This window comes from Paenarthrobacter sp. R1, assembly GCF_030264015.1.
GTDB lineage: Bacteria > Actinomycetota > Actinomycetes > Actinomycetales > Micrococcaceae > Arthrobacter > Arthrobacter ureafaciens.
The window spans coordinates 4,602,092-4,621,581 of the sequence record NZ_CP127115.1 but is presented as its reverse complement, the minus strand read 5'-3'; the positions used below and the strand labels follow the sequence as shown (position 1 = coordinate 4,621,581).

Sequence of the window (19,490 nt, the reverse complement as noted above, 5' to 3'; positions counted from 1 at the left end):
AACAATGAGCACAATCAGCTTTGACGCCAGCGGTGCCGCACAGCAGGCAATCGCCAAGCACATTGACAGCCTGGTCGAAGACCGGATTGCCACGCGGATTTTCGCGAAGGACCACACGTTGTGGGGCCCGGACGCGGAGTCGGAGTCGGCTATCCGCCTGGGATGGGTTGAGGCTCCGGCCGTATCCCAGCCCCTGGTAGGCCAGATCCTGGAACTGCGTGATGCCCTCCGCGCCGAAGGCGTCTCCCATATTGTCCTTTGCGGCATGGGCGGTTCCTCTCTGGCGCCGGAGGTCATTGCCGGCACCGCTGGCGTCGAGCTGACTGTTCTCGACAGCACCGACCCCGAGCAGGTTGGTGCTGCCCTTACAGACCGGTTGGCGGAAACGGCGATCGTCGTTTCTTCCAAGTCCGGTTCCACTGTTGAGACCGATTCCCAGCGACGGGTCTTCGAAAAGGCGTTCAACGACGCCGGCCTGGACGCCAAGAGCCGGATCATCATTGTGACGGACCCCGGTTCACCCTTGGACAAGGCCTCGCGGGAGGCGGGTTACCGTGCGGTGTTCAACGCGGATCCGAACGTTGGCGGACGTTTCTCGGCCCTGACGGCCTTCGGCCTCGTGCCCTGCGGCCTCGCCGGCGTCGACATCCAGGCCTTCCTCGACGAAGCCGAAGAAGCCGCTGAAGTGCTCAACGAGGACTCCGCGGACAACATCGGCCTGTCCCTGGGCGTCGCTCTGGGTGGAACCACTCCCCTGCGCAACAAGATTGTCATTGCTGAGGACGGCTCCGGCATTGTCGGTTTCGCGGACTGGGCAGAGCAGCTTATCGCCGAATCAACCGGCAAGCTCGGCACCGGCGTACTTCCCGTAGTGGCGGGTTCGGACTCCCCGGAAGCCCGGGGTGGCGCTGAGGACGTCCTGGTCGTCAGGCTTGTGGATGCCGATGCCGATGTTGAACTGCGTGAGAACGAGGTCGCCATTGCCGGCGGCCTGGCGACCCAGATGTTTGTTTGGGAATTTGCCACCGCCGTCGCCGGCCGCCTTTTGGGCATCAACCCGTTTGACCAGCCCGACGTCGAAGCAGCCAAGGTGGCTGCCCGCGGCTTGCTGGACGCCCGCCCGGAGCCGACGCCGGCTGCTTTCACCGATGGTGCCGTTGAGGTCCGCGGCGGTGAGTGGTTGGGCCAGGCGGCTACCGTCAGCGAGGCCGTGCAGGCGCTGCTGAACCAGCTGGGACCTGATGGGTACCTGAGCGTTCAGGCCTACCTTGACCGCATCAGCCACGCGCCCCTCGAAGGCATCCGTGAGGAGCTTGCCGCTGTGAGCGGACGTCCGGTGACCTTTGGGTGGGGACCCAGGTTCCTGCACTCCACCGGCCAGTTCCATAAGGGCGGCCCCGCGATCGGCGTGTTCCTGCAGGTCACTGCGGCATCCTCCACCGATCTTGAAATTCCTGAGCGCCCGTTTACCTTCGGGGAACTTATCTCCGCCCAGGCATCGGGCGATGCCCAGGTCCTCGAAGGACACGGCCGGCCCGTCCTTCGCTTGCACCTCACAGAGCGTGCAGCAGGCGTGGCACAACTCCAGGACGTCGTCGCTGCTTTGGCCGGCCAGGCCAGCGCACTCGAAAGCTAAGGCACAAAAGCAAACATGCCAGAAACTGAAAACGGCAGGAAGAACGCCGGCCTGCGCAATCCGTTGCGTGATCCGCGGGACCGCCGCCTGAACCGCATTGCCGGGCCGTCGTCGTTGGTGTTCTTCGGGGTTACCGGTGACTTGGCCCGGAAGAAATTGATGCCGGCCGTCTATGACTTGGCCAACCGTGGGTTGTTGCCTCCGAGTTTTGCGTTGGTGGGTTTCGGTCGTCGGGATTGGGATGATGCTGACTTCGCGGCCGAGGTGAAGGAAAACGTCAGGGCCCACGCGCGGACGAAGTTTGACGAGGCGGTGTGGGAGCAGCTTGCTTCCGGTATCCGTTTCGTCAAGGGTGAGTTCGACGACGACGACGCGTTCGAGCGCCTCGGGGATGTCCTGGACGAGCTCGATCAGACCCGGGGTACCCGCGGCAACCATGGCTTCTATCTCTCGATCCCGCCGAAGGCCTTCGAGCAGGTCTGCCGGCAGCTGTCCAAGCACGGGTTGGCGCAGGCCAGGCCCGGGCAGTGGCGGCGTGTAGTCATCGAGAAGCCGTTCGGTCATGACCTCGAATCGGCGCGGGCGCTCAATGACATTGTGGAGTCGGTGTTCCCGCCGGATGCGGTGTTCCGGATCGATCACTACCTGGGCAAGGAAACAGTCCAGAACATCCTGGCGTTGCGTTTTGCGAACCAGTTGTTCGAGCCGTTGTGGAACGCGAACTACGTTGACCACGTGCAGATCACCATGGCCGAGGACATCGGCACCGGCGGCCGCGCAGGCTATTACGACGGTGTGGGCGCGGCCCGTGACGTGATCCAGAACCACCTCCTGCAGCTCCTGGCCTTGACTGCGATGGAAGAACCTATCTCGTTCAATGCCGATGATTTGCGGGCGGAGAAGGAAAAGGTCCTCGCTGCGGTGAAGTTGCCCGAGGACCTGTCCACGCATTCGGCGCGGGGACAGTTCACCGGTGGTTGGCAGGGCGGTGAGGAAGTCCTGGGCTATCTGGATGAGGACGGCATCCCCGCCGATTCCAAGACCGAAACGTATGCCGCGATCCGGGTGGACATCAATACGCGGCGGTGGGCCGGTGTGCCTTTCTACTTGCGCGCAGGCAAGCGCCTGGGCCGACGCGTGACGGAGATCGCCGTGGTCTTCAAACGCGCCCCGAACCTGCTCTTCCGTGACCACGCCGAGGACGACTTCGGGCAGAACGCTGTGGTGATCCGGGTCCAGCCTGATGAGGGTGCCACGATTCGTTTCGGGTCCAAGGTCCCGGGCACGCAGATGGAAGTGCGTGACGTGACCATGGACTTCGGCTACGGGCATTCCTTCACCGAGTCGTCCCCCGAGGCGTATGAGCGGCTGATCCTGGACGTGCTGCTCGGTGAGCCGCCGTTGTTCCCCCGGCACCAGGAAGTGGAGTTGTCCTGGAAGATCCTTGACCCGTTCGAGGAGTACTGGGCCGGGCTGGACGAACAACCGCAACCTTACGCACCGGGCAGTTGGGGACCGGCTTCGGCCGATGAGCTCCTGGCCCGTGACGGACGAACCTGGAGAAGGCCATGATCGTAGATCTTCCCGATACAACCACCTCGAAGATTTCCAAGAAGATCACCTCGTTGCGTGAGCAGGGCGGGGTGATCGCGCTGGGCCGGGTGCTGACGCTGGTGGTGGTGACCAAGTCCGGGCAGGAAGAAGAAGCCATCGAGGCCGCGAACGAAGCTTCCCGGGAGCACCCCTGCCGGATCATCGTGCTGGCCGACGCCGGAGCGCAGGCCCCGGACCGGTTGGACGCGCAGATCCGTGTCGGTGGCGACGCGGGCGCCTCGGAAGTGATCGTGCTGCGCGGGTACGGTCAGATGGCCCACGAAAGCGAGTCCCTGGTGGCTGCGCTGCTGCTCCCGGACGCCCCGATCGTGGCCTGGTGGCCGAACGGGGCACCCGAAAGCGCGTGTGAGACCTCCATCGGAGCGATCGCGCACCGCCGGATCACCGACTCCGCAAACGAACCGGACCCCGCCCAGGCCCTGGAGAACATCCGCCGAACCTACAAGGCCGGCGACACCGACCTCGCCTGGACCCGACTGACCAACTGGCGCATCCAACTCGCTGCGGTGCTGGACCAGGTGGACAGCGATCCCGTGTCGGCCATCGCCGTTGAAGGCGCGTCGGATTCACCCAGCACGCTCCTGCTGGCGGCGTGGTTGACCTTGGCGCTGCAGGCACCGGTCACTATTGTGGCCGACCCCGCAGGAACGGGCATTCGGCGGGTGCGGTTGACGCGGGCCAGCGGCGACGTGCAGTTGTTCCGGCCGGGCCTGTCCGTGGCGGAACTGACCCAGCCGGGACAGCCTGCCCAGCGCATTGCCCTTCCGCGCCGCAGCCTCAAGGACTGCCTCGCAGAAGAACTCCGCCGGCTCGACCCCGACGAAGTCTTCGAAGAAGTGATTACGATGGGACTTCCACTTACCAGTCAAAGGAGAGTCCAGACCAGTGCGCGCTGAGCCAAGAGTTAGCATCCACCCCGACTCCAAGGTTCTGATGGCAGCCATTGCGGCACGCCTCATCACCAAGCTTGTGGACGTCCAGGACAAGCACGGCGAAGCTACGGTGGTCCTCACCGGCGGAACCGTCGGTATCGGCACGCTGAAGGCCGTGGCGGAGTCGGCCGCGGCTCCGGCAGTCGACTGGTCCCGGGTGAATTTCTGGTGGGGGGATGAACGTTTTGTGCCCGCCGACAGCGAGGACAGGAACACGCGTCAGGCCTACCAGGCTCTGTTGGCACATCTGCCCGTAGATCCGAACCGGGTCCACGAACCTGGCTCGTCTGACGATTTTGCGACTGCCGACGAAGCTGCCCAGGATTACGCAACCAAGCTCAAGGAAGCAGCGGAAGCCGAGCACGCAGCCGACATGTCAGATGATCGTCCGGAAGAGCCCGCAGCACTCCCCCGCTTCGACGTCTTGCTGCTGGGTGTCGGTCCGGATGCGCATGTGGCTTCCCTCTTCCCGGAACAGGGTGCAATCAGGGAGAAGAGCCGAACGGTAGTGGGGGTCGAGAACTCGCCGAAGCCGCCGCCGTCGCGTATTTCGCTGACGCTCCCCGCCATCAACACCGCCCAGGAAATCTGGATGGTGGTTGCGGGCGAGGACAAGGCCGGCGCGGTAGGCCTGGCCCTGGCCGGTGCCAATCCAGTACAGGTGCCCGCAGCAGGCCCCGTGGGCCAAGCAAGGACACTGTGGCTTATCGATGAGAATGCGGCTTCACGCGTCCCCCAGCAGCTGGTCCGGAAGGACCCCGCGGGCGCGTAGGCGTTCAAGCGCTCCTGCCAAGACCTTTTCCGCGTCTTGGCTGGAGCGTCTTTCTTTAACGTAGTCCAGGTGCGACTTGAAAATCTCGTCCTCGGAACGTGCCGAAGCCGGGTGCAGCGGATCCCTGGAGGCGGGTAGCCCGCACTTCGGGCAATCCCAGCTCACTGGTATCTGATCTTCGGGCAGCTTAAGAAAAACAAGCCGCGTCTCGTGTCCCTTGGCGCACCAATAGGGAACACGAATACGCGGCAGTTGTTCTCCATCACTATGATCACTGTGATTTCTGGGAGGCGACCCCTGGGCTACGCCCACCCGGGTGCCCCGGTAACCTTGCGTGCCATGAACCATTTCGATCCCCTAGCGACTCGGTGATCGGCCTGAAAGGCCAGTAGGCCTTTCAGGCCGACACGCTCAGTCTAATGCCAGGGCGCGGACGGCGGCACCCTTCGGATGAAGGCTAGGAATCCCCACCGGAGGTGAAGCGCATGATCAGGCCCAGCCCGATGATCACCACACCCCACGTAACACCCAGGATGATGGTAAACCTGTTCAGGTTCCGCTCAGCGACGCCGGACGAACTCAGCCCGGAACTCATGCCACCGCCGAACATATCCGACAAGCCGCCACCGCGGCCCTTGTGCAGGAGGATGAGCAAGGTCAGCAGGAGGCTGGTGATGCCCAGCAGGATCTGCAGGATGACTTGAAGAACGTCCACGACGGCCTTTCGAAGAAACGGAAAACGGGAGCCCGACTAGCCCTTGGCGACGTGGCTCTCGAACCTGACAATGTTAGCAAACTCGGCCGGGTCAAGGCTGGCGCCACCCACAAGCAGGCCATCGACGTCGGTCTCGGCCATGATGGCCGCAGCGTTGTTGGCCTTGACCGATCCGCCATAGAGCAGCCGGGTCTTCCCTGCCACATCGGCGTCGAACAGTTCCGCAAGTTCAGCGCGGATGGCTGCGCACATCTCCTGTGCATCGTCCGGGCCAGCCACTTCGCCGGTGCCGATGGCCCACACGGGCTCGTACGCAACCACAAGCTGAGCTGCCTGCTCTGCCGTGAGGCCCTCGACCCCGGCCCGCAGCTGGGCCAGCGTGTGGTCCACATGGGTGCCCGCTTGGCGCACCTCGAGGCCTTCACCAACGCACAAGACGGGGGTGACCTCGTGGCGGAACGCGGCCTTGACCTTGGCGTTCAGGACCTCGTCGGATTCGTTGTGGATGGTGCGGCGTTCGCTGTGCCCAACCAGGACATAGGCGCAACCCAGTTTGTTCAGGAATTGACCGGAGATGTCTCCCGTGTACGCGCCGGAATCAAACTGGGAAAGGTCCTGGCCGCCGTAGACGACGTCCAGTTCGTCGCCCTGGACGAGCGTCTGCACACCGCGAAGGTCTGTGAACGGAGGGAAGACGGCAACTTCAACACGGTTGTAGTCATGTTTGGCGTCCGAAAGCGTCCACGCCAGCTTCTGCAACAAGGTGATGCCCTGGACATGGTCCATGTTCATCTTCCAGTTGCCGGCGATGAAGGGTTTGCGGACGAAGTTGCCGTTGGCAGAAGTAGTCACGTGAACTCCAAGATTGCTTGTGAAAAGTGAACGGCCGGCGGAACGCAGGGGCGTCCCGCCGGCCGGATTGCTGATTTAGCGGTCCAGGACGCTGAGGCCCGGAAGTTCCTTGCCCTCGAGGTACTCAAGGCTGGCACCGCCGCCGGTGGAGATGTGGCCGAACTGCGAGTCCTCGAACCCGAGGGTACGAACGGCCGCAGCCGAATCGCCGCCGCCAACCACCGTGAAAGCCACGGTGTCCGTCAGGGCCTGGGCGATGGCACGTGTGCCGCCGGAGAAGGCCTCGAACTCGAAAACGCCCATGGGGCCGTTCCAGAAAACGGTCTTGGCACCCTCGATCTGGGCAGCAAAGGCGGAAGCTGATTCCGGACCAATGTCCAGGCCGATACCGCTCTTGCCGAAAGAGCTTTCCTCAATGGCGTCGGCCTTCACTACCTCGTGCTCCGCGTCTGCGGCGAACTTGGAAGCGACCACGACGTCGGTCGGGATGACGAATGACGTACCGGCGTCGGCAGCGCGCTTGAGGTAGTCCTGCACAACGGGAATCTGGTCCTCTTCCAGCAGGCTGCCCGCCACCTTGTGGCCGGCCGCTGCCAGGAAGGTGAACAGCATGCCGCCACCAACGAGGATGGTGTCCGCCTTGCCCAGGAGGTTGTCAATAACCGCGAGCTTGTCCGAGACCTTGGAACCGCCGAGCACCACCACATACGGCCGCTGCGTGTCCGTGGTGAGCTTCCGGAGGACCTCAACCTCGGTGTGGACGAGGTCGCCCAGGTAAGCGGGCAAGCGGGTAGCGACGTCGTAGACGCTGGCGTGCTTGCGGTGGACGGCGCCGAAAGCGTCATCCACGAATGCTCCATTGTCCCCGGTCAGCGCTACAAGCTCGTCAGCAAAGGAGCCACGTTCGGCGTCGTCCTTGCTGGTTTCGCGTGCGTCGAAACGGACGTTCTCCAGGATGAGCACCTCACCATCCTGCAACGCCGCAGCGAGGGCCTTGGCGGACTCTCCGACGGTATCTTCGGCCAACTGGACCTTGAAGTCGGCGAGCTCAGCAAGACGGGCTGCAGCAGGCTTGAGGGAGTACTTTTCCTCGGGAGTTCCCTTGGGGCGTCCGAGGTGGGCGGTTACGAGCACGCGGGCACCGGCGTCCGAGAGCTTCTTAAGGACCGGAAGGGAAGCCTTGATGCGGCCGTCATCGGTCACTGTAGAGCCGTCGAGCGGCACATTCAGGTCACTTCGAACCAGAATGTACCGCCCGCGGACACCTTCAGCGATGAGTTCGTTGAGGGTGTGAGATGTCATGTGTCTACCCTAGCCCAGCTTGGATGCAACGAGCTCCGTGAGGTCTACGAGGCGGTTGGAGTAGCCCCATTCGTTGTCATACCAGGAAACAACCTTGACCTGGTTGCCGATGACCTTGGTCAGGCCCGAGTCAAAGATGGACGACGCCGGATCCCCCACGATGTCAGAGGAAACAATCGGGGCGTCTGTGTAGGTGAGGATGCCGGCCCACTGGTCGGACTCGGCAGCAGCCTTTACAGCCGCGTTGACTTCCTCAACCGTCACTTCGCGGGACACGGTCACAGTCAGGTCTGTAGCCGAACCGGTGGGGACGGGCACGCGGATGGCGTAGCCGTCAAGCTTGCCCTTGAGTTCGGGAAGCACCAGGCCGATGGCCTTCGCAGCGCCGGTGGACGTGGGCACCATGTTGATGGCAGCTGCACGTGCACGACGCAGGTCCTTGTGCGGGCCGTCCTGAAGGTTCTGGTCTGCCGTGTACGCGTGCACGGTGGTCATCAGGCCACGCTCGATGCCGAAGGCGTCGTTGACAACCTTGGCCAAGGGGCCGAGGCAGTTGGTGGTGCATGATGCGTTGGAAATGATGTTGTGTGCGGCGGGGTCGTAGAGGTCGTCGTTCACGCCCATGACGATCGTGATGTCCTCGTCGCTGGCAGGCGCCGAAATAAGAACCTTCTTGGCGCCGGCGTCGATGTGCTTCTGCGCTGCCGAAGCTGCGGTGAAGAAGCCTGTGGACTCGATGACGATGTCAACGCCGAGGTCGGCCCAGGGAAGGTTGGCGGGATCACGCTCTGCCAGAACCTTGATGGACTTGCCGTCAACGACGATGTTGCCGTCCACAACTTCCACGGACTGGGTCAGACGGCCTCCGACGGAGTCGTACTTCAGGAGGTGCGCCAGGGTCTCAGGGTTGGTGAGATCGTTGACTGCCACGATCTCAAGGTCTGCGCCCTGTGCCAGCGCGGCGCGGAAGTAGTTACGGCCGATGCGGCCGAAGCCGTTGATACCAATACGGGTGGTCACTGTTTGTCAATCTCCTTGGTGCTCTTGCAAGCACGCCTCGTGAGTTGGATTTGGGTCCAACCAACAGACCCCGCACGTCATTGGGCAGAGGTGATTATCAGATCGGAGGGCGACCAGCCACGTTGCTGAAGGCTAACCGCCTTCCGTGATCCATCTTACGTTTAACTGAGCCTGCCCCCGCAACTGCGGAGGCAGGCATTTCAGCATTTGGGCCTATTTCACTGAAATGTGACTTTTGTTACACCTCAATGAACGCGGCCTCACCAACTAGAGAACGATGAGCCCCGTGGCGTTGGCGCGGGCTGCTTCGAAGCGCTTGGCTACGTCCGCCCAGTTGACGATGTTCCAGAAAGCCTTCACGTAGTCAGCCTTGACGTTGACGTAGTCCAGGTAGAAAGCGTGCTCCCACATGTCGAGCATGAGCAGCGGGGTGGTGCCCACGGCAACGTTGCCCTGCTGATCGTAGAGCTGTTCGATCACGAGGTTGCCGCCAATGGGCTCGTAGGCAAGGAAGGCCCAGCCGGACCCCTGCAGGGCAAGTGCTGCAGCAGTGAACTGAGCGCGGAAGGCATCGAACGAGCCAAAGGCATCCTCGATGGCTGCCGAGAGCTCGCCTTCGGGCTTGTCGCCACCGTCCGGGGAGATGTTGTTCCAGAACACGGAGTGGTTGATGTGGCCGCCGGTGTGGAACGCCAGGTCCTTGGAGAGGCGGTTGATGTTGGCGAAATCACCCTTTTCGCGGGCTTCCGCCAGCTGTGCGAGGGCGTTGTTGGCGCCGGCAACGTAGGCGGCATGGTGCTTGCTGTGGTGCAGCTCCATGATCTTCGCCGAAATGTGCGGCTCCAGTGCTGCGTAGTCGTAGCCGAGCTCGGGCAGGACGTACTCTGTCACGAAATCCTCCAATGTAGTGGACCGAAGTCCGGTTGGTAACTCTCGTTCTGTTCATCCGGCCGATGAACCGGCCGGAAACCCTTGGGCGGAGAAGCCTCCTGTTGAGTCTACGGGCGACAACCCGACTGGCCCCCGGAGTATTTCCCCCGCACCCTGTCGATTCTATGGGCGGCGGCTATTCGTCCATCATTTCCGGAGTCACATTTGCCTCTGTACCCGGGATGCCCAAGTCGAGAGCGCGTTTGTCCGCCATGGCCAGCAGACGCCGGATGCGTCCGGCGATCGCGTCTTTGGTCATAGGCGGATCGGCAAGCCGGCCCAGCTCATCCAGGCTTGCCTGCTTGTGGGCAACCCGCAGCTCCCCCGCGTATTTCAGGTGCTCGGGAACGTCGTCGCCGAGGATCTCCAAGGCCCTGTCGACCCTGGCGCCGGCAGCAACGGCCGCTTGGGCGGAGCGGCGCAGGTTGGCGTCGTCGAAGTTGGCCAACCTGTTGGCCGTGGCGCGCACTTCCTTCCGCATGCGCCGTTCTTCCCACACCATCAGTGCATCGTGGGCGCCCATCCGGGTCAGCAACGCGGCGATGGTGTCGCCGTCGCGGATGACCACACGGTCAACTCCCCGTACCTCGCGTGCTTTGGCCTGGATGCCAAGGCGGCGTGCTGCGCCGACCAGTGCCAATGCGGACTCGGGACCCGGGCACGTCACCTCCAAGGAGGAGGACCGTCCCGGTTCCGTGAGCGAGCCGTGGGCGAGGAAGGCCCCGCGCCACACGGCCTCCGCATCCGCCGCCGAACCGTTGACGACCACCGACGGCAGCCCCCGCACAGGCCGGCCCCGGCCGTCCAGGAGGCCGGTTTGCCGGGCCAGCGCCTCGCCGTCGCGGACCACGCGCACGACGTAGCGGCTGCCGCGGCGGAGGCCACCGCCGGAGACGACGATGATTTCGCTTTGGTGGCCGTAAACCTCGGCAATGGCCGCCCGAAGCCGCCGGGCGGTGGAAGCCAGGTCCACCTCGGCCTCGATGACGATCCGGCCCGAAATAATGTGCAGGCCGCCCGCAAACCGGAGCATGGCCGAGACTTCGGCCTTGCGGACTGAGGACTTCTTGATGTCCAGCCGGGACAGTTCGTCCTTGACCGACGCGGTAAGTGCCATCGCGTATGTATTCCTAACTGTTCCCAAAGATATCGTGGTACGCCGCCGCCAGGAGCAGTGGGTCATGGACGGGCCTGCGTCTCGACGCCCCTACTCTACCCAAGACGACTTCGGCCCCGATCATCCCGGCGGCCTTCTCGAAGGCTTTGAGGTCCTGTACGGCGGCCGGGTCGGCAAGCACAACGTCCACGCTGAATTCCGGGGCGTAGCGCCGCAGGACATCCAAATGGTCGGCGGCGGTCATGCCTGAGGTTTCCTTGGTCTCGACGTCGAGATTCATGGTGAGGCAGCGTTTTGCGGTTGTCTCCCCCAATGCCTGGCGAAGTTCGGGCAACAGGAGGTGCGGCAGTACCGAGGTGTACCAGGAGCCGGGGCCCAGGATGACCCAGTCGGCCAGCTCAATGGCGGTCAGCGCTTCGGTGCAGGCCGGTGCGTCCTCGGGAAGGAGCCGGACCTCCTCGAGCTTTCCGGCTACCGCGCATTTGGCCTGGCCGCGCACCGTCTGCAGCTCATGACCGCCTCCGGGAAGTTCCACCCGGGCTTGCCCTTCGATGGTCAGCGGCACGCTGGACATGGGCAGGACCTGTCCGCGGGCACCCAGCAGCGCGCCGGCCCACTTGAGGCCTGCCACAGTATCGCCCAGCAGTTCCCACAGCGTCACGATCAGCAGGTTGCCCATGGCGTGATTGTCCAGTGAACCACCTTTGGCGGTTCCCGCGTTGAACCGGTGCTGCATGACATCGCGCCAGGTGCGGCCCCAATCGGTGTCATCACAGAGCGCACTGAGTGCCATCCGCAGGTCCCCGGGCGGGAGGACGCCGTACTCGTCCCGCAGGCGCCCGGAAGAACCGCCGTCGTCCGCTACCGTGACGATCGCCGTCAGCTCGGAGGTCAGAAGGCGCAGGGCGGACAGGGAAGCGGCCAGCCCATGGCCGCCACCGAGGGCGACGACGGAGGGGGTCTTGTCCTGCTGGCTGCCGGGAACGCCTTTGGGCGGGATCAGCGGCAGCGGACCGGTGAGGACGCCCATTACTCGCGACCCAGGTCTCGGTGAGTGGTTGTCACGGTCACCCGCGGGTACTGCGCGAGCCGCTTGGAAAGCTCGACGGCGACAGCCACCGAGCGGTGCTTGCCGCCGGTACAGCCCACGGCCAGCGTGGCGTAGTGCTTGTTCTCCTGGCGGTAACCGTCAAGTACCGGCTCCAGGGCGCTGACATAGCGGTCGACGAACTCGTGGACACCGTCGGCTGCCAGCACGTAGTCGCTGACGTCCTGGTCCAATCCCGTATGCGGGCGCAATTGCGGAACCCAATGCGGGTTAGGAATGAAGCGGGCATCGGCAACGAAGTTCGCATCCACGGGAAGCCCGTACTTGAAGCCAAAGCTCATGACGTTCAGCCGGAGGGTGACCGGGCCGGTGTCGCTGAACAGTTCGGTGATCGCCGTAGCCAGGCCATGGACGTTGTAATCGCTGGTATCCAGGACGATGTCGGCGTGTTCCTTGAGTTCCCGGAGGACCTCACGCTCCACTCCGATGCCGTCCAGGATGCGTCCCCCGCCCTGCAGCGGATGCGGCCTGCGGCCCTGCTCGAACCGGCGCACCAGGACTTCGTCCCTGGCGTCGAGGAACAGGACACGGAACGTCACGCCGCTGGCACTCAGGGCACCCAAGGCGGTCTGGATGTCCGTGAAGAGGTCCTTGCTCCGGACATCAACGACGACGGCCAGTTTGGGGATCGATTTGGGGGCATGGGAAACGATCTCGGCGAGCGTGCCCAGCATCTGCGGGGGAAGGTTGTCCACCACATACCAACCGTGGTCCTCCAGCGCGTCCGACGCGGTGCTTCGGCCTGCCCCGGACATGCCCGTCACCACCAGCAGTTCGGCCTCCGGCGGCTTGACGGGGGTCATCCCGTCCTGCTCCGCGCCCGATCCTGCCGTTGCCTCGTCCATCCGTCGTCCCCGTTTCCCTGAAAGTGGTGTGTCCCACAAAGCGCCTGTTTAAGGTAGGCATATGCGCCGGCGGCATCGCGAACGCGGCCACCGGTCAAGTTCTTACCCTAACTAAGATTCCAGGATTTCGCCGGTGGTCATGTTGATGGCCGGTGCGGCGTCCTCTGTATTCTCTGCGGAACCGAGGTGCCGGACAACAGCGGCAGCCAGGGCGGGCCCGATCCCCTTGGCCGACGTCAGTTCTTCGACGGAAGCGGCCTTGATCTTCTTCAAGGACCCGAAATGCGCCACGAGGGCCTTCCGCTTGGCTTCTCCCAGGCCGGGAACACCATCCAGTGCCGAGACCGTCATGGCCTTGCCGCGCTTTTGCCGGTGGAACGTGATGGCGAAGCGGTGTGCCTCATCGCGGATACGTTGCAGCAGGTAGAGGCCTTGGGACGTGCGCGGAAGGATCACCGGAAAATCACTGTCCGGCAGCCACACCTCTTCAAGCCTTTTGGCCAAGCCCACCACGTAGACGTCGTCAATCCCCAGCTCGGCCAAGGCCCGCGCAGCGGCGTTCACCTGCGGTTGTCCGCCGTCCACCACCACCAGGTTGGGCGGGTAGGCGAACTTGGCTTTCGGCGCCGGTTGGGACGGGTCCGACGGCGACTCTTCGGTAGCGCCCGTCACCGCCTTTTGGAGCGGGTTGACGATCTCACCGGACACGGGCACCTGCTCGGCCTTGTCGTTGAGATAGTGCCTGAACCTGCGGGTGAGGACGTCGTGCATTGCCGCGGTGTCGTCCGCGGCAGCCGCTCCGGTAATGGAGAACTTGCGGTAGTCGGACTTCTTGGGCAGGCCGTCCTCGACCACCACCATGGATGCAACCACATTGGTGCCCTGGACGTGGGAGATGTCGAAGCATTCGATCCGAAGCAGCGGAACAGGCAGTTCCAGTGCTTCCTGGAGTTCCTGCAGGGCGAGGGAACGCACCGTGATGTCCCCTGCCCGGCGGGTCTTGTGCAGCTTCAGGGCCTGTTCCGCGTTTTCCTTGACGGTGGACATCAAGGCGGCCTTGTCCCCCCGCTGCGGCACCCGGATGTCCACCTTGGCGCCACGCAGGCCGGCCAGCCATTCGGAAAGTTCGTCATGGTTGCTCGGGATTTCAGGAACCAGGACCTCGCGCGGAATGCGGCCCTGGACTTCGCTGTCCTCGCCGTAAACCTGCTGGAGCAAGTGCTCAATGAGCTCGGGAGTGGTGGCGTCTTCCACTTTCTCCACCACCCAGCCACGCTGGCCGCGGACCCGCCCGCCGCGCACGTGGAAGACCTGGACGGACGCTTCGAGTTCGTCATCGTGCAGGGCGAAGACATCGGCGTCCGTGTCTTCGGACAGGACCACTGCGTTGCGTTCAAAGACCTTGCGAAGGGCGATGATGTCGTCCCGGAGGCGCGCTGCCCTCTCATAGTCGAGTTCGGCAACCGCGGCGGCCATGTCCTTCTCGAGCTTGTTGATGAACCGTTTGGCTTCCCCGCCCATGAAGGAGCAAAAGTCCTCGGCCAGGCCCCGGTGTTCCTCCGGGCTCACCCGGCCCACGCACGGCGCGGCACATTTGTCGATGTACCCCAGGAGGCACGGCCTGCCGCTGGCCTGGGCGCGTTTGAAAACGCCTGCGCTGCAACTGCGGACCGGGAAGACCCGGAGCAGGGTGTCCATGGTCTCGCGGATGGCGCCTGCGGTGTAGGGGCCAAAGTAGCGTGTTCCCTTTTTCCTCTCGCCACGCATGACCTGGACCCTGGGGTACTTCTCCCCCATGGTCACTGCGAGGTACGGGTACGTTTTGTCGTCCCGGAACACCACGTTGAAGCGCGGCTTGAACTCTTTGATCCACGTGTACTCGAGTTGCAGCGACTCCAGCTCGCTGCCCACCACCGTCCATTCGACGCTGCTCGCGGCGTGCACCATGGCGTGCGTCTTGGGCAGCAGGCCCGCCGGATTGGCGAAATACGAATTCAGCCTGGAACGGAGGTTCTTTGCCTTGCCCACGTAAATGACGCGGCCGTGCGGGTCGCGGAAGCGGTATACGCCGGGGTTGGTGGGGATTTCGCCTGTTTTAGGGCGGTAACTTGCTGGATGTGCCACGTTTCAAGTCTAGTGATCGGGGCGGACAGCATACGCCGCCGCCGTGCAGCATGGTCAGTGCAGAGGATGGGCGGCGCACTGGATGGCGGGTACCCGGGCGGGCTACTCCACCGCCTTGCTCTGGTTATAGCTGGTGGAGCGCTCCTGCCCGCTGAGCGCCGCAATGGCATCCATGATGCGGTCAGTAACTTCGCGCCGGGCCGGCAGTGAATGGTCAGGGCCGGTCTTTTCGAAGTACAGCGGTTCGCCCACCTTCATGGTGAAGTGCTGGGGGCGCACAGCGTTCCTGCCTGCCGGCTGCAGCTTCTCAGTGCCGATGAGTCCCACCGGAATGACAGGTGCGCCAGTGGTCAACGCCAACCAGCCCACTCCGGTCCGTCCGCGGTACAGGATCCCGTCCCGGGATCGGGTTCCCTCAGGGTAGATGCCAATGCCCTTGCCATCCTCGAGGATATCCAGCAGGGTCTTCAACGCCTGGACGCTGGCTGCCTGTTCGCCGCGTTCGACGGGGATGGAACCCACAGCTTCGAAGAAGGACTTCATGACGGCGCCCTTGACGCCCTTGGTGGTGAAGTATTCGGCTTTGGCGAAGAAAGCTACCGGCCGAGGCATGAGCGCCTGGACAATGACGCTGTCCAGGAAGGAAAGATGGTTGGGTGCGACGATGAAGGGGCCTTCTTTGGGCACATTCTCAAGGCCGATGACCGTTGGCCGGCACGTGGTGGAAATCAGTCCACGGGTAGTCCACCGGATCGCATCAAATACTGCCATCGTTATGTACCTCGCTCAGGGCCGCCGCTCGGACAGCATCAAGTTCTTCAATTTTGCTTCGCAGTTCCAGCGTCGTGGCTACCACGGCCACAGCCCCGGCTTCCTCAAGTTCGCCGTCGGGAGCGAATCCCCACCTGACACCAATGCAGTCCAGGCCGTTCGCCATGGCCCCGGCGACATCCTGGTGCCTGTCGCCGACCATGACCGCCGGCTGGCTGTGCAGTGAGGCCAACGCGGCCCCAACGATGCCAACCTTGCCGGGGGCGGCATTCGTACCGAGTGATTCGTCGTCCGGAGCTCCGTGAATGGCAACGAAGAAGTCTGCGATGTTGTGGTGCTCAAGAACCAGCCGCGCAATCCCTTGCGGTTTCTGTGTTGCCACAGCGGTAGGCCGGCCCGACTCGGCGTAGAACTCCAAGAGATCGAAGATGCCGGGGTAGAGCTTGCTCTGGGCAATTCCGGCTTCCCGGTAATGGCTCCGGTAGCGGTGGATGGTCTCATCCACCAGGGCCGCGGGCACCTGCGCAAGATTCAGCAACGCGTCGCTGAGCTTGGGTCCGACCATCGAATTCAGCACGGCCTGGTCCGGAACCGGTAGTCCCATTTCCCGCAGGGCAGTCGAGATGCCTCCCGTGATACCGCCTGCTGGATCGACAAGGGTGCCGTCCAGATCGAAAATTACGGGCACCTTTGTATGAGTCACCGGCTTAGTTTCCCACACGTAGCGGCATGCCTGAAACTCGCATGCCGCTACGGGAATACTTCGACCGCAGTAAAGGGCCGTTAACCGAGAATCTCGGCCAAGAACTTTGCCGTGTGGCTCTCGGTCGACTTGGCCACCTGCTCGGGCGTGCCTGTGGCCACCACCCGGCCGCCTCCGGAGCCACCGTTTGGACCGAGGTCAACGATCCAGTCGGCGGACTTGATCACGTCCAGGTTGTGTTCGATGGTGATCACCGTGTTGCCCTTGTCCACCAAGCCCTGAAGGACCATGAGGAGCTTCCGGATGTCCTCGAAGTGCAGGCCGGTGGTGGGTTCATCCAACACGTAGATGCTGCGCCCGTTGGAGCGTTTCTGGAGCTCGGCTGCCAGCTTCACGCGTTGCGCTTCGCCGCCCGACAAGGTGGTGGCCGGCTGGCCAAGGCGAACATACCCGAGGCCGACGTCCACCAAGGTCTTCAAATGCCGGGCGATCGGAGTGAACGCCGCAAAGAACTCGGCAGCTTCCTCGATCGGCATGTTGAGGACATCGGCGATGGTCTTGCCCTTGTAGTGCACTTCCAGCGTTTCCCGGTTGTAGCGGGCACCATGGCAGACCTCGCAGGGCACATACACGTCCGGCAGGAAGTTCATTTCGATCTTCAACGTGCCGTCTCCCGAGCAGGCTTCGCAGCGGCCGCCCTTGACGTTGAAGGAGAACCGTCCTGGCAGGTAGCCACGAACCTTGGCTTCCGTTGTTTCCGCAAAGAGCTTCCGGATGTTGTCGAAGACCCCGGTGTAGGTTGCCGGGTTGGACCGGGGGGTCCGGCCGATGGGGCTCTGGTCGACGTGGACCACCTTGTCCAGGTGCTCCAGGCCGTTCACTGTCCGGTGCCTTCCGGCTACCTGCTTGGCACCATTGAGCTTGTTCGCGAGGACCTTGTAAAGGATCTCGTTGACCAGAGTGGACTTTCCGGAGCCGCTGACGCCCGTCACGGCAGTAAACAGACCCAGCGGGAAGGTCGCGTCCACGTTGTTCAAGTTGTTTTCGCGTGCCCCAACGACCTTCAGCTCACGCTTCTTGTCGTACTTGCGGCGCTTGGCGGGGACGTCGATCTTCCGGCGCCCGGACAGGTAATCACCGGTCAGGGATTTCGTGTTCGCCAACAGTTCCTTGTAGGTGCCCGAGTGGACCACCTGACCACCGTGCTCACCTGCGCCCGGACCGATGTCCACTACCCAGTCGGCCTCATGGATGGTGTCTTCATCGTGTTCCACCACAATGAGGGTGTTGCCCAGGTCCCGCAGCCGGGTCAAGGTCTCAATGAGGCGCCTGTTGTCGCGCTGGTGGAGGCCGATGGAAGGCTCATCCAGTACGTAGAGGACGCCCACCAATCCCGAACCGATCTGCGTGGCCAGGCGGATACGCTGGGCCTCTCCGCCGGACAAGGTGCCGGACGGGCGCTCCAGGTTCAGGTACTCCAAGCCGACGTCCAGGAGGAACGTCAGGCGGGCCTGGATCTCCTTGAGGACCTGGTGTGCAATCTGCGCTTCACGGCCGGTGAGCGTCAGGTTGCCGAGGAAGGAAGCGCACTCCCGCATGGGCAGCGCAGCGACTTCGGCGATGGATTTGCCGTTGATGAGCACCGAGAGGGATGCCGGGTTGAGGCGGGCACCGTTGCACTCGGGGCAGGGAATCTGGCGCATGTACTCTTCGTACCGGTCCCGCGCCCAATCGGAGTCCGTCTCGCCGTGCTTGCGGTGCACATACTGGATGGCGCCCTCGAAGCCGGTGCTGTACTTGCGCTCACGGCCAAAGCGGTTCCGGTACTGCACAACCACTTTGTGGTCCTTGCCGTGCAAGACCGTGTTGCGGACGTCCTTCGGCAGTTTTTCCCAGGCCGTATTCATGGAGAAGCCGAGCTCCGAGGCAAGACCTTCCAGGAGCCGGTTCCAGTACTCCGTGGTGGCACTGCCCATCGACCACGGCGCAATGGCGCCCTCGGCCAAGGAGAGTTCCGGGTTGGGAACGATCAGTTCCTCGTCCACCTCAAGCTTGGTACCGATACCGCTGCAGGCAGAACAGGCGCCGAAAGGGTTGTTGAAGGAGAAGGAGCGGGGTTCGATCTCGTCAATGGCCAGTGGATGTTCGTTGGGGCATGCCAGGTTCTCGGAGAAAGCGCGAATCCGTGCGGGGTCCTCGGCGTCGAGGTCAACGAACTCGACCAGTACGCGGCCCTCGGCCAGGCCCAGGGCGGTTTCCACGGAGTCGGTGAGGCGCTGGCCAATATCTTCCTTGACCACCAGGCGGTCCACCACAACCTCAATGGTGTGCTTGAACTGCTTTCCCAGCTTGGGAGCTTCACTGAGCTGGACCAGTTCACCATCCACCCGGGCGCGGGAGTAGCCCTTGGCCGTGAGCTCCTTGAAGAGATCCACGAATTCGCCCTTGCGGCCGCGGACCACCGGGGCGAGGACCTGGAAGCGCGTGCCCTTGTCGAGCTCGAGCAGCTGATCGACAATCTGCTGCGGAGTCTGCCGCGTGATGGGCTCACCACAGACCGGGCAGTGCGGACGTCCCACACGGGCCCACAAGAGGCGCATGTAGTCGTAAATCTCGGTGATGGTGCCAACGGTTGAGCGCGGGTTCTTGCTGGTGGACTTCTGGTCGATGGAGACCGCGGGCGAGAGGCCTTCGATGAAGTCGACGTCGGGCTTATCCACCTGTCCCAGGAACTGGCGCGCATAGGCGGACAGCGACTCGACGTAGCGGCGCTGGCCCTCAGCAAAGATGGTGTCGAAGGCAAGGGACGACTTACCGGATCCGGAGAGCCCGGTGAAGACGATCATCGCATCCCTGGGAAGATCGAGGTCGACATTGCGGAGGTTGTGCTCACGCGCACCCTTGACCACCAGGCGCGACAGATCCGGGCGCACGGGCTTGGCGTCAGGTGCGACGGAAACACTGTTCAGGTCATGGACGGCTGTATCTTCAGCTAAGGCTTTGGGCACCCAACAATGCTAGTCGAAAACGTCTTCGAATTTCCATGTCG

17 protein-coding genes are annotated in these 19,490 nt (G+C 63.4%); 4 read left to right on the top strand and 13 right to left on the bottom strand.

Annotation, left to right across the window (positions count from 1 at the left end; all coding sequences use genetic code 11):
* The first annotated feature begins 4 nt into the window (after nt 1–4).
* From QN084_RS21900 to pgl, 4 genes are read left to right on the top strand one after another with little or no spacing between them, the layout of a single operon-like run.
* Nucleotides 5–1,636 carry a glucose-6-phosphate isomerase gene (locus tag QN084_RS21900; RefSeq protein ID WP_069694400.1) on the top strand — a complete coding sequence of 544 codons (1,632 nt, stop codon included), beginning with the start codon at nt 5–7 and terminating at the stop codon, nt 1,634–1,636.
* Nucleotides 1,637–1,651: 15 nt separating this feature from the next.
* Nucleotides 1,652–3,208, top strand: a complete 1,557-nt coding sequence (zwf, locus tag QN084_RS21895; protein WP_021470414.1) for a glucose-6-phosphate dehydrogenase — start codon at nt 1,652–1,654, stop codon at nt 3,206–3,208.
* Nucleotides 3,205–4,146 carry a glucose-6-phosphate dehydrogenase assembly protein OpcA gene (locus QN084_RS21890; protein WP_069694399.1) on the top strand — a complete coding sequence of 314 codons (942 nt, stop codon included), beginning with the start codon at nt 3,205–3,207 and terminating at the stop codon, nt 4,144–4,146. The genes zwf and QN084_RS21890 overlap by 4 nt, the downstream gene beginning before the upstream one ends.
* A gap of 37 nt (nt 4,147–4,183) precedes the next feature.
* Nucleotides 4,184–4,954: a 6-phosphogluconolactonase gene (pgl, locus tag QN084_RS21885; protein ID WP_052474108.1), complete on the top strand. Its 771-nt coding sequence runs from the start codon at nt 4,184–4,186 to the stop codon at nt 4,952–4,954.
* On the opposite strand, the gene QN084_RS21880 is transcribed toward pgl, so the two are convergent.
* The 13 genes from QN084_RS21880 to uvrA all read right to left on the bottom strand — a co-directional run bounded on the left by QN084_RS21880 (nt 4,907) and on the right by uvrA (nt 19,449).
* Complete coding sequence (locus tag QN084_RS21880; RefSeq protein ID WP_079941385.1) at nt 4,907–5,302, bottom strand: RNA polymerase-binding protein RbpA; 396 nt, start codon at nt 5,300–5,302, stop codon at nt 4,907–4,909. The two genes, pgl and QN084_RS21880, sit on opposite strands and share 48 nt — an antisense overlap.
* A gap of 109 nt (nt 5,303–5,411) precedes the next feature.
* Nucleotides 5,412–5,669 carry a preprotein translocase subunit SecG gene (secG, locus tag QN084_RS21875; RefSeq protein ID WP_021470411.1) on the bottom strand — a complete coding sequence of 86 codons (258 nt, stop codon included), beginning with the start codon at nt 5,667–5,669 and terminating at the stop codon, nt 5,412–5,414.
* A 36-nt stretch (nt 5,670–5,705) separates the two neighbouring features.
* A complete protein-coding gene (tpiA, locus tag QN084_RS21870) occupies nt 5,706–6,521 on the bottom strand; it encodes a triose-phosphate isomerase (RefSeq protein WP_069694398.1) in 816 nt (271 codons plus the stop codon).
* Between the two features lie 75 nt (nt 6,522–6,596).
* Nucleotides 6,597–7,823: a phosphoglycerate kinase gene (locus QN084_RS21865; protein ID WP_062096845.1), complete on the bottom strand. Its 1,227-nt coding sequence runs from the start codon at nt 7,821–7,823 to the stop codon at nt 6,597–6,599.
* Nucleotides 7,824–7,832: 9 nt separating this feature from the next.
* Nucleotides 7,833–8,843: a type I glyceraldehyde-3-phosphate dehydrogenase gene (gap, locus tag QN084_RS21860; protein WP_062096844.1), complete on the bottom strand. Its 1,011-nt coding sequence runs from the start codon at nt 8,841–8,843 to the stop codon at nt 7,833–7,835.
* A gap of 267 nt (nt 8,844–9,110) precedes the next feature.
* Entirely contained in the window at nt 9,111–9,734 is a 624-nt protein-coding gene (locus QN084_RS21855; RefSeq protein ID WP_021470407.1) for a superoxide dismutase, read from the bottom strand.
* A gap of 175 nt (nt 9,735–9,909) precedes the next feature.
* Nucleotides 9,910–10,890 (bottom strand): DNA-binding protein WhiA, encoded by a 981-nt coding sequence (whiA, locus tag QN084_RS21850; RefSeq protein ID WP_021470406.1) that lies wholly within the window; start codon nt 10,888–10,890, stop codon nt 9,910–9,912.
* Nucleotides 10,891–10,903: 13 nt separating this feature from the next.
* Nucleotides 10,904–11,920: a gluconeogenesis factor YvcK family protein gene (locus QN084_RS21845; RefSeq protein WP_062096843.1), complete on the bottom strand. Its 1,017-nt coding sequence runs from the start codon at nt 11,918–11,920 to the stop codon at nt 10,904–10,906.
* The gene (gene rapZ, locus QN084_RS21840; protein WP_021470404.1) at nt 11,920–12,843 is read right to left on the bottom strand and encodes an RNase adapter RapZ; all 924 of its coding nucleotides are present in this window, start codon (nt 12,841–12,843) and stop codon (nt 11,920–11,922) included. The genes QN084_RS21845 and rapZ overlap by 1 nt, the downstream gene beginning before the upstream one ends.
* Before the next feature lie 111 nt (nt 12,844–12,954).
* Complete coding sequence (uvrC, locus tag QN084_RS21835) at nt 12,955–14,967, bottom strand: excinuclease ABC subunit UvrC (protein ID WP_021470403.1); 2,013 nt, start codon at nt 14,965–14,967, stop codon at nt 12,955–12,957.
* 102 nt (nt 14,968–15,069) lie between these two features.
* Nucleotides 15,070–15,738 (bottom strand): lysophospholipid acyltransferase family protein, encoded by a 669-nt coding sequence (locus tag QN084_RS21830; protein WP_021470402.1) that lies wholly within the window; start codon nt 15,736–15,738, stop codon nt 15,070–15,072.
* Nucleotides 15,725–16,441 (bottom strand): HAD hydrolase-like protein, encoded by a 717-nt coding sequence (locus QN084_RS21825; protein ID WP_062099190.1) that lies wholly within the window; start codon nt 16,439–16,441, stop codon nt 15,725–15,727. Before QN084_RS21825 ends, QN084_RS21830 begins: the two co-directional genes overlap by 14 nt.
* An 80-nt stretch (nt 16,442–16,521) precedes the next feature.
* On the bottom strand, nt 16,522–19,449 hold the full coding sequence (uvrA, locus tag QN084_RS21820; RefSeq protein WP_069694396.1) for an excinuclease ABC subunit UvrA: 2,928 nt from the start codon (nt 19,447–19,449) through the stop codon (nt 16,522–16,524).
* Nucleotides 19,450–19,490: the final 41 nt, after the last annotated feature.

Excerpts from the sequence above, each read along its gene's own strand:
- QN084_RS21890 (WP_069694399.1), top strand. The coding sequence starts at position 3,205 with ATGATCGTAGATCTTCCCGATACAACCACCTCGAAGATTTCCAAGAAG.
- whiA (WP_021470406.1), bottom strand. The coding sequence starts at position 10,890 with ATGGCACTTACCGCGTCGGTCAAGGACGAACTGTCCCGGCTGGACATC.
- QN084_RS21830 (WP_021470402.1), bottom strand. The coding sequence starts at position 15,738 with ATGGCAGTATTTGATGCGATCCGGTGGACTACCCGTGGACTGATTTCC.
- QN084_RS21880 (WP_079941385.1), bottom strand. The coding sequence starts at position 5,302 with ATGGTTCATGGCACGCAAGGTTACCGGGGCACCCGGGTGGGCGTAGCC.
- zwf (WP_021470414.1), top strand. The coding sequence starts at position 1,652 with ATGCCAGAAACTGAAAACGGCAGGAAGAACGCCGGCCTGCGCAATCCG.
- QN084_RS21845 (WP_062096843.1), bottom strand. The coding sequence starts at position 11,920 with ATGGGCGTCCTCACCGGTCCGCTGCCGCTGATCCCGCCCAAAGGCGTT.
- QN084_RS21865 (WP_062096845.1), bottom strand. The coding sequence starts at position 7,823 with ATGACATCTCACACCCTCAACGAACTCATCGCTGAAGGTGTCCGCGGG.
- rapZ (WP_021470404.1), bottom strand. The coding sequence starts at position 12,843 with ATGGACGAGGCAACGGCAGGATCGGGCGCGGAGCAGGACGGGATGACC.
- QN084_RS21900 (WP_069694400.1), top strand. The coding sequence starts at position 5 with ATGAGCACAATCAGCTTTGACGCCAGCGGTGCCGCACAGCAGGCAATC.
- pgl (WP_052474108.1), top strand. The coding sequence starts at position 4,184 with ATGGCAGCCATTGCGGCACGCCTCATCACCAAGCTTGTGGACGTCCAG.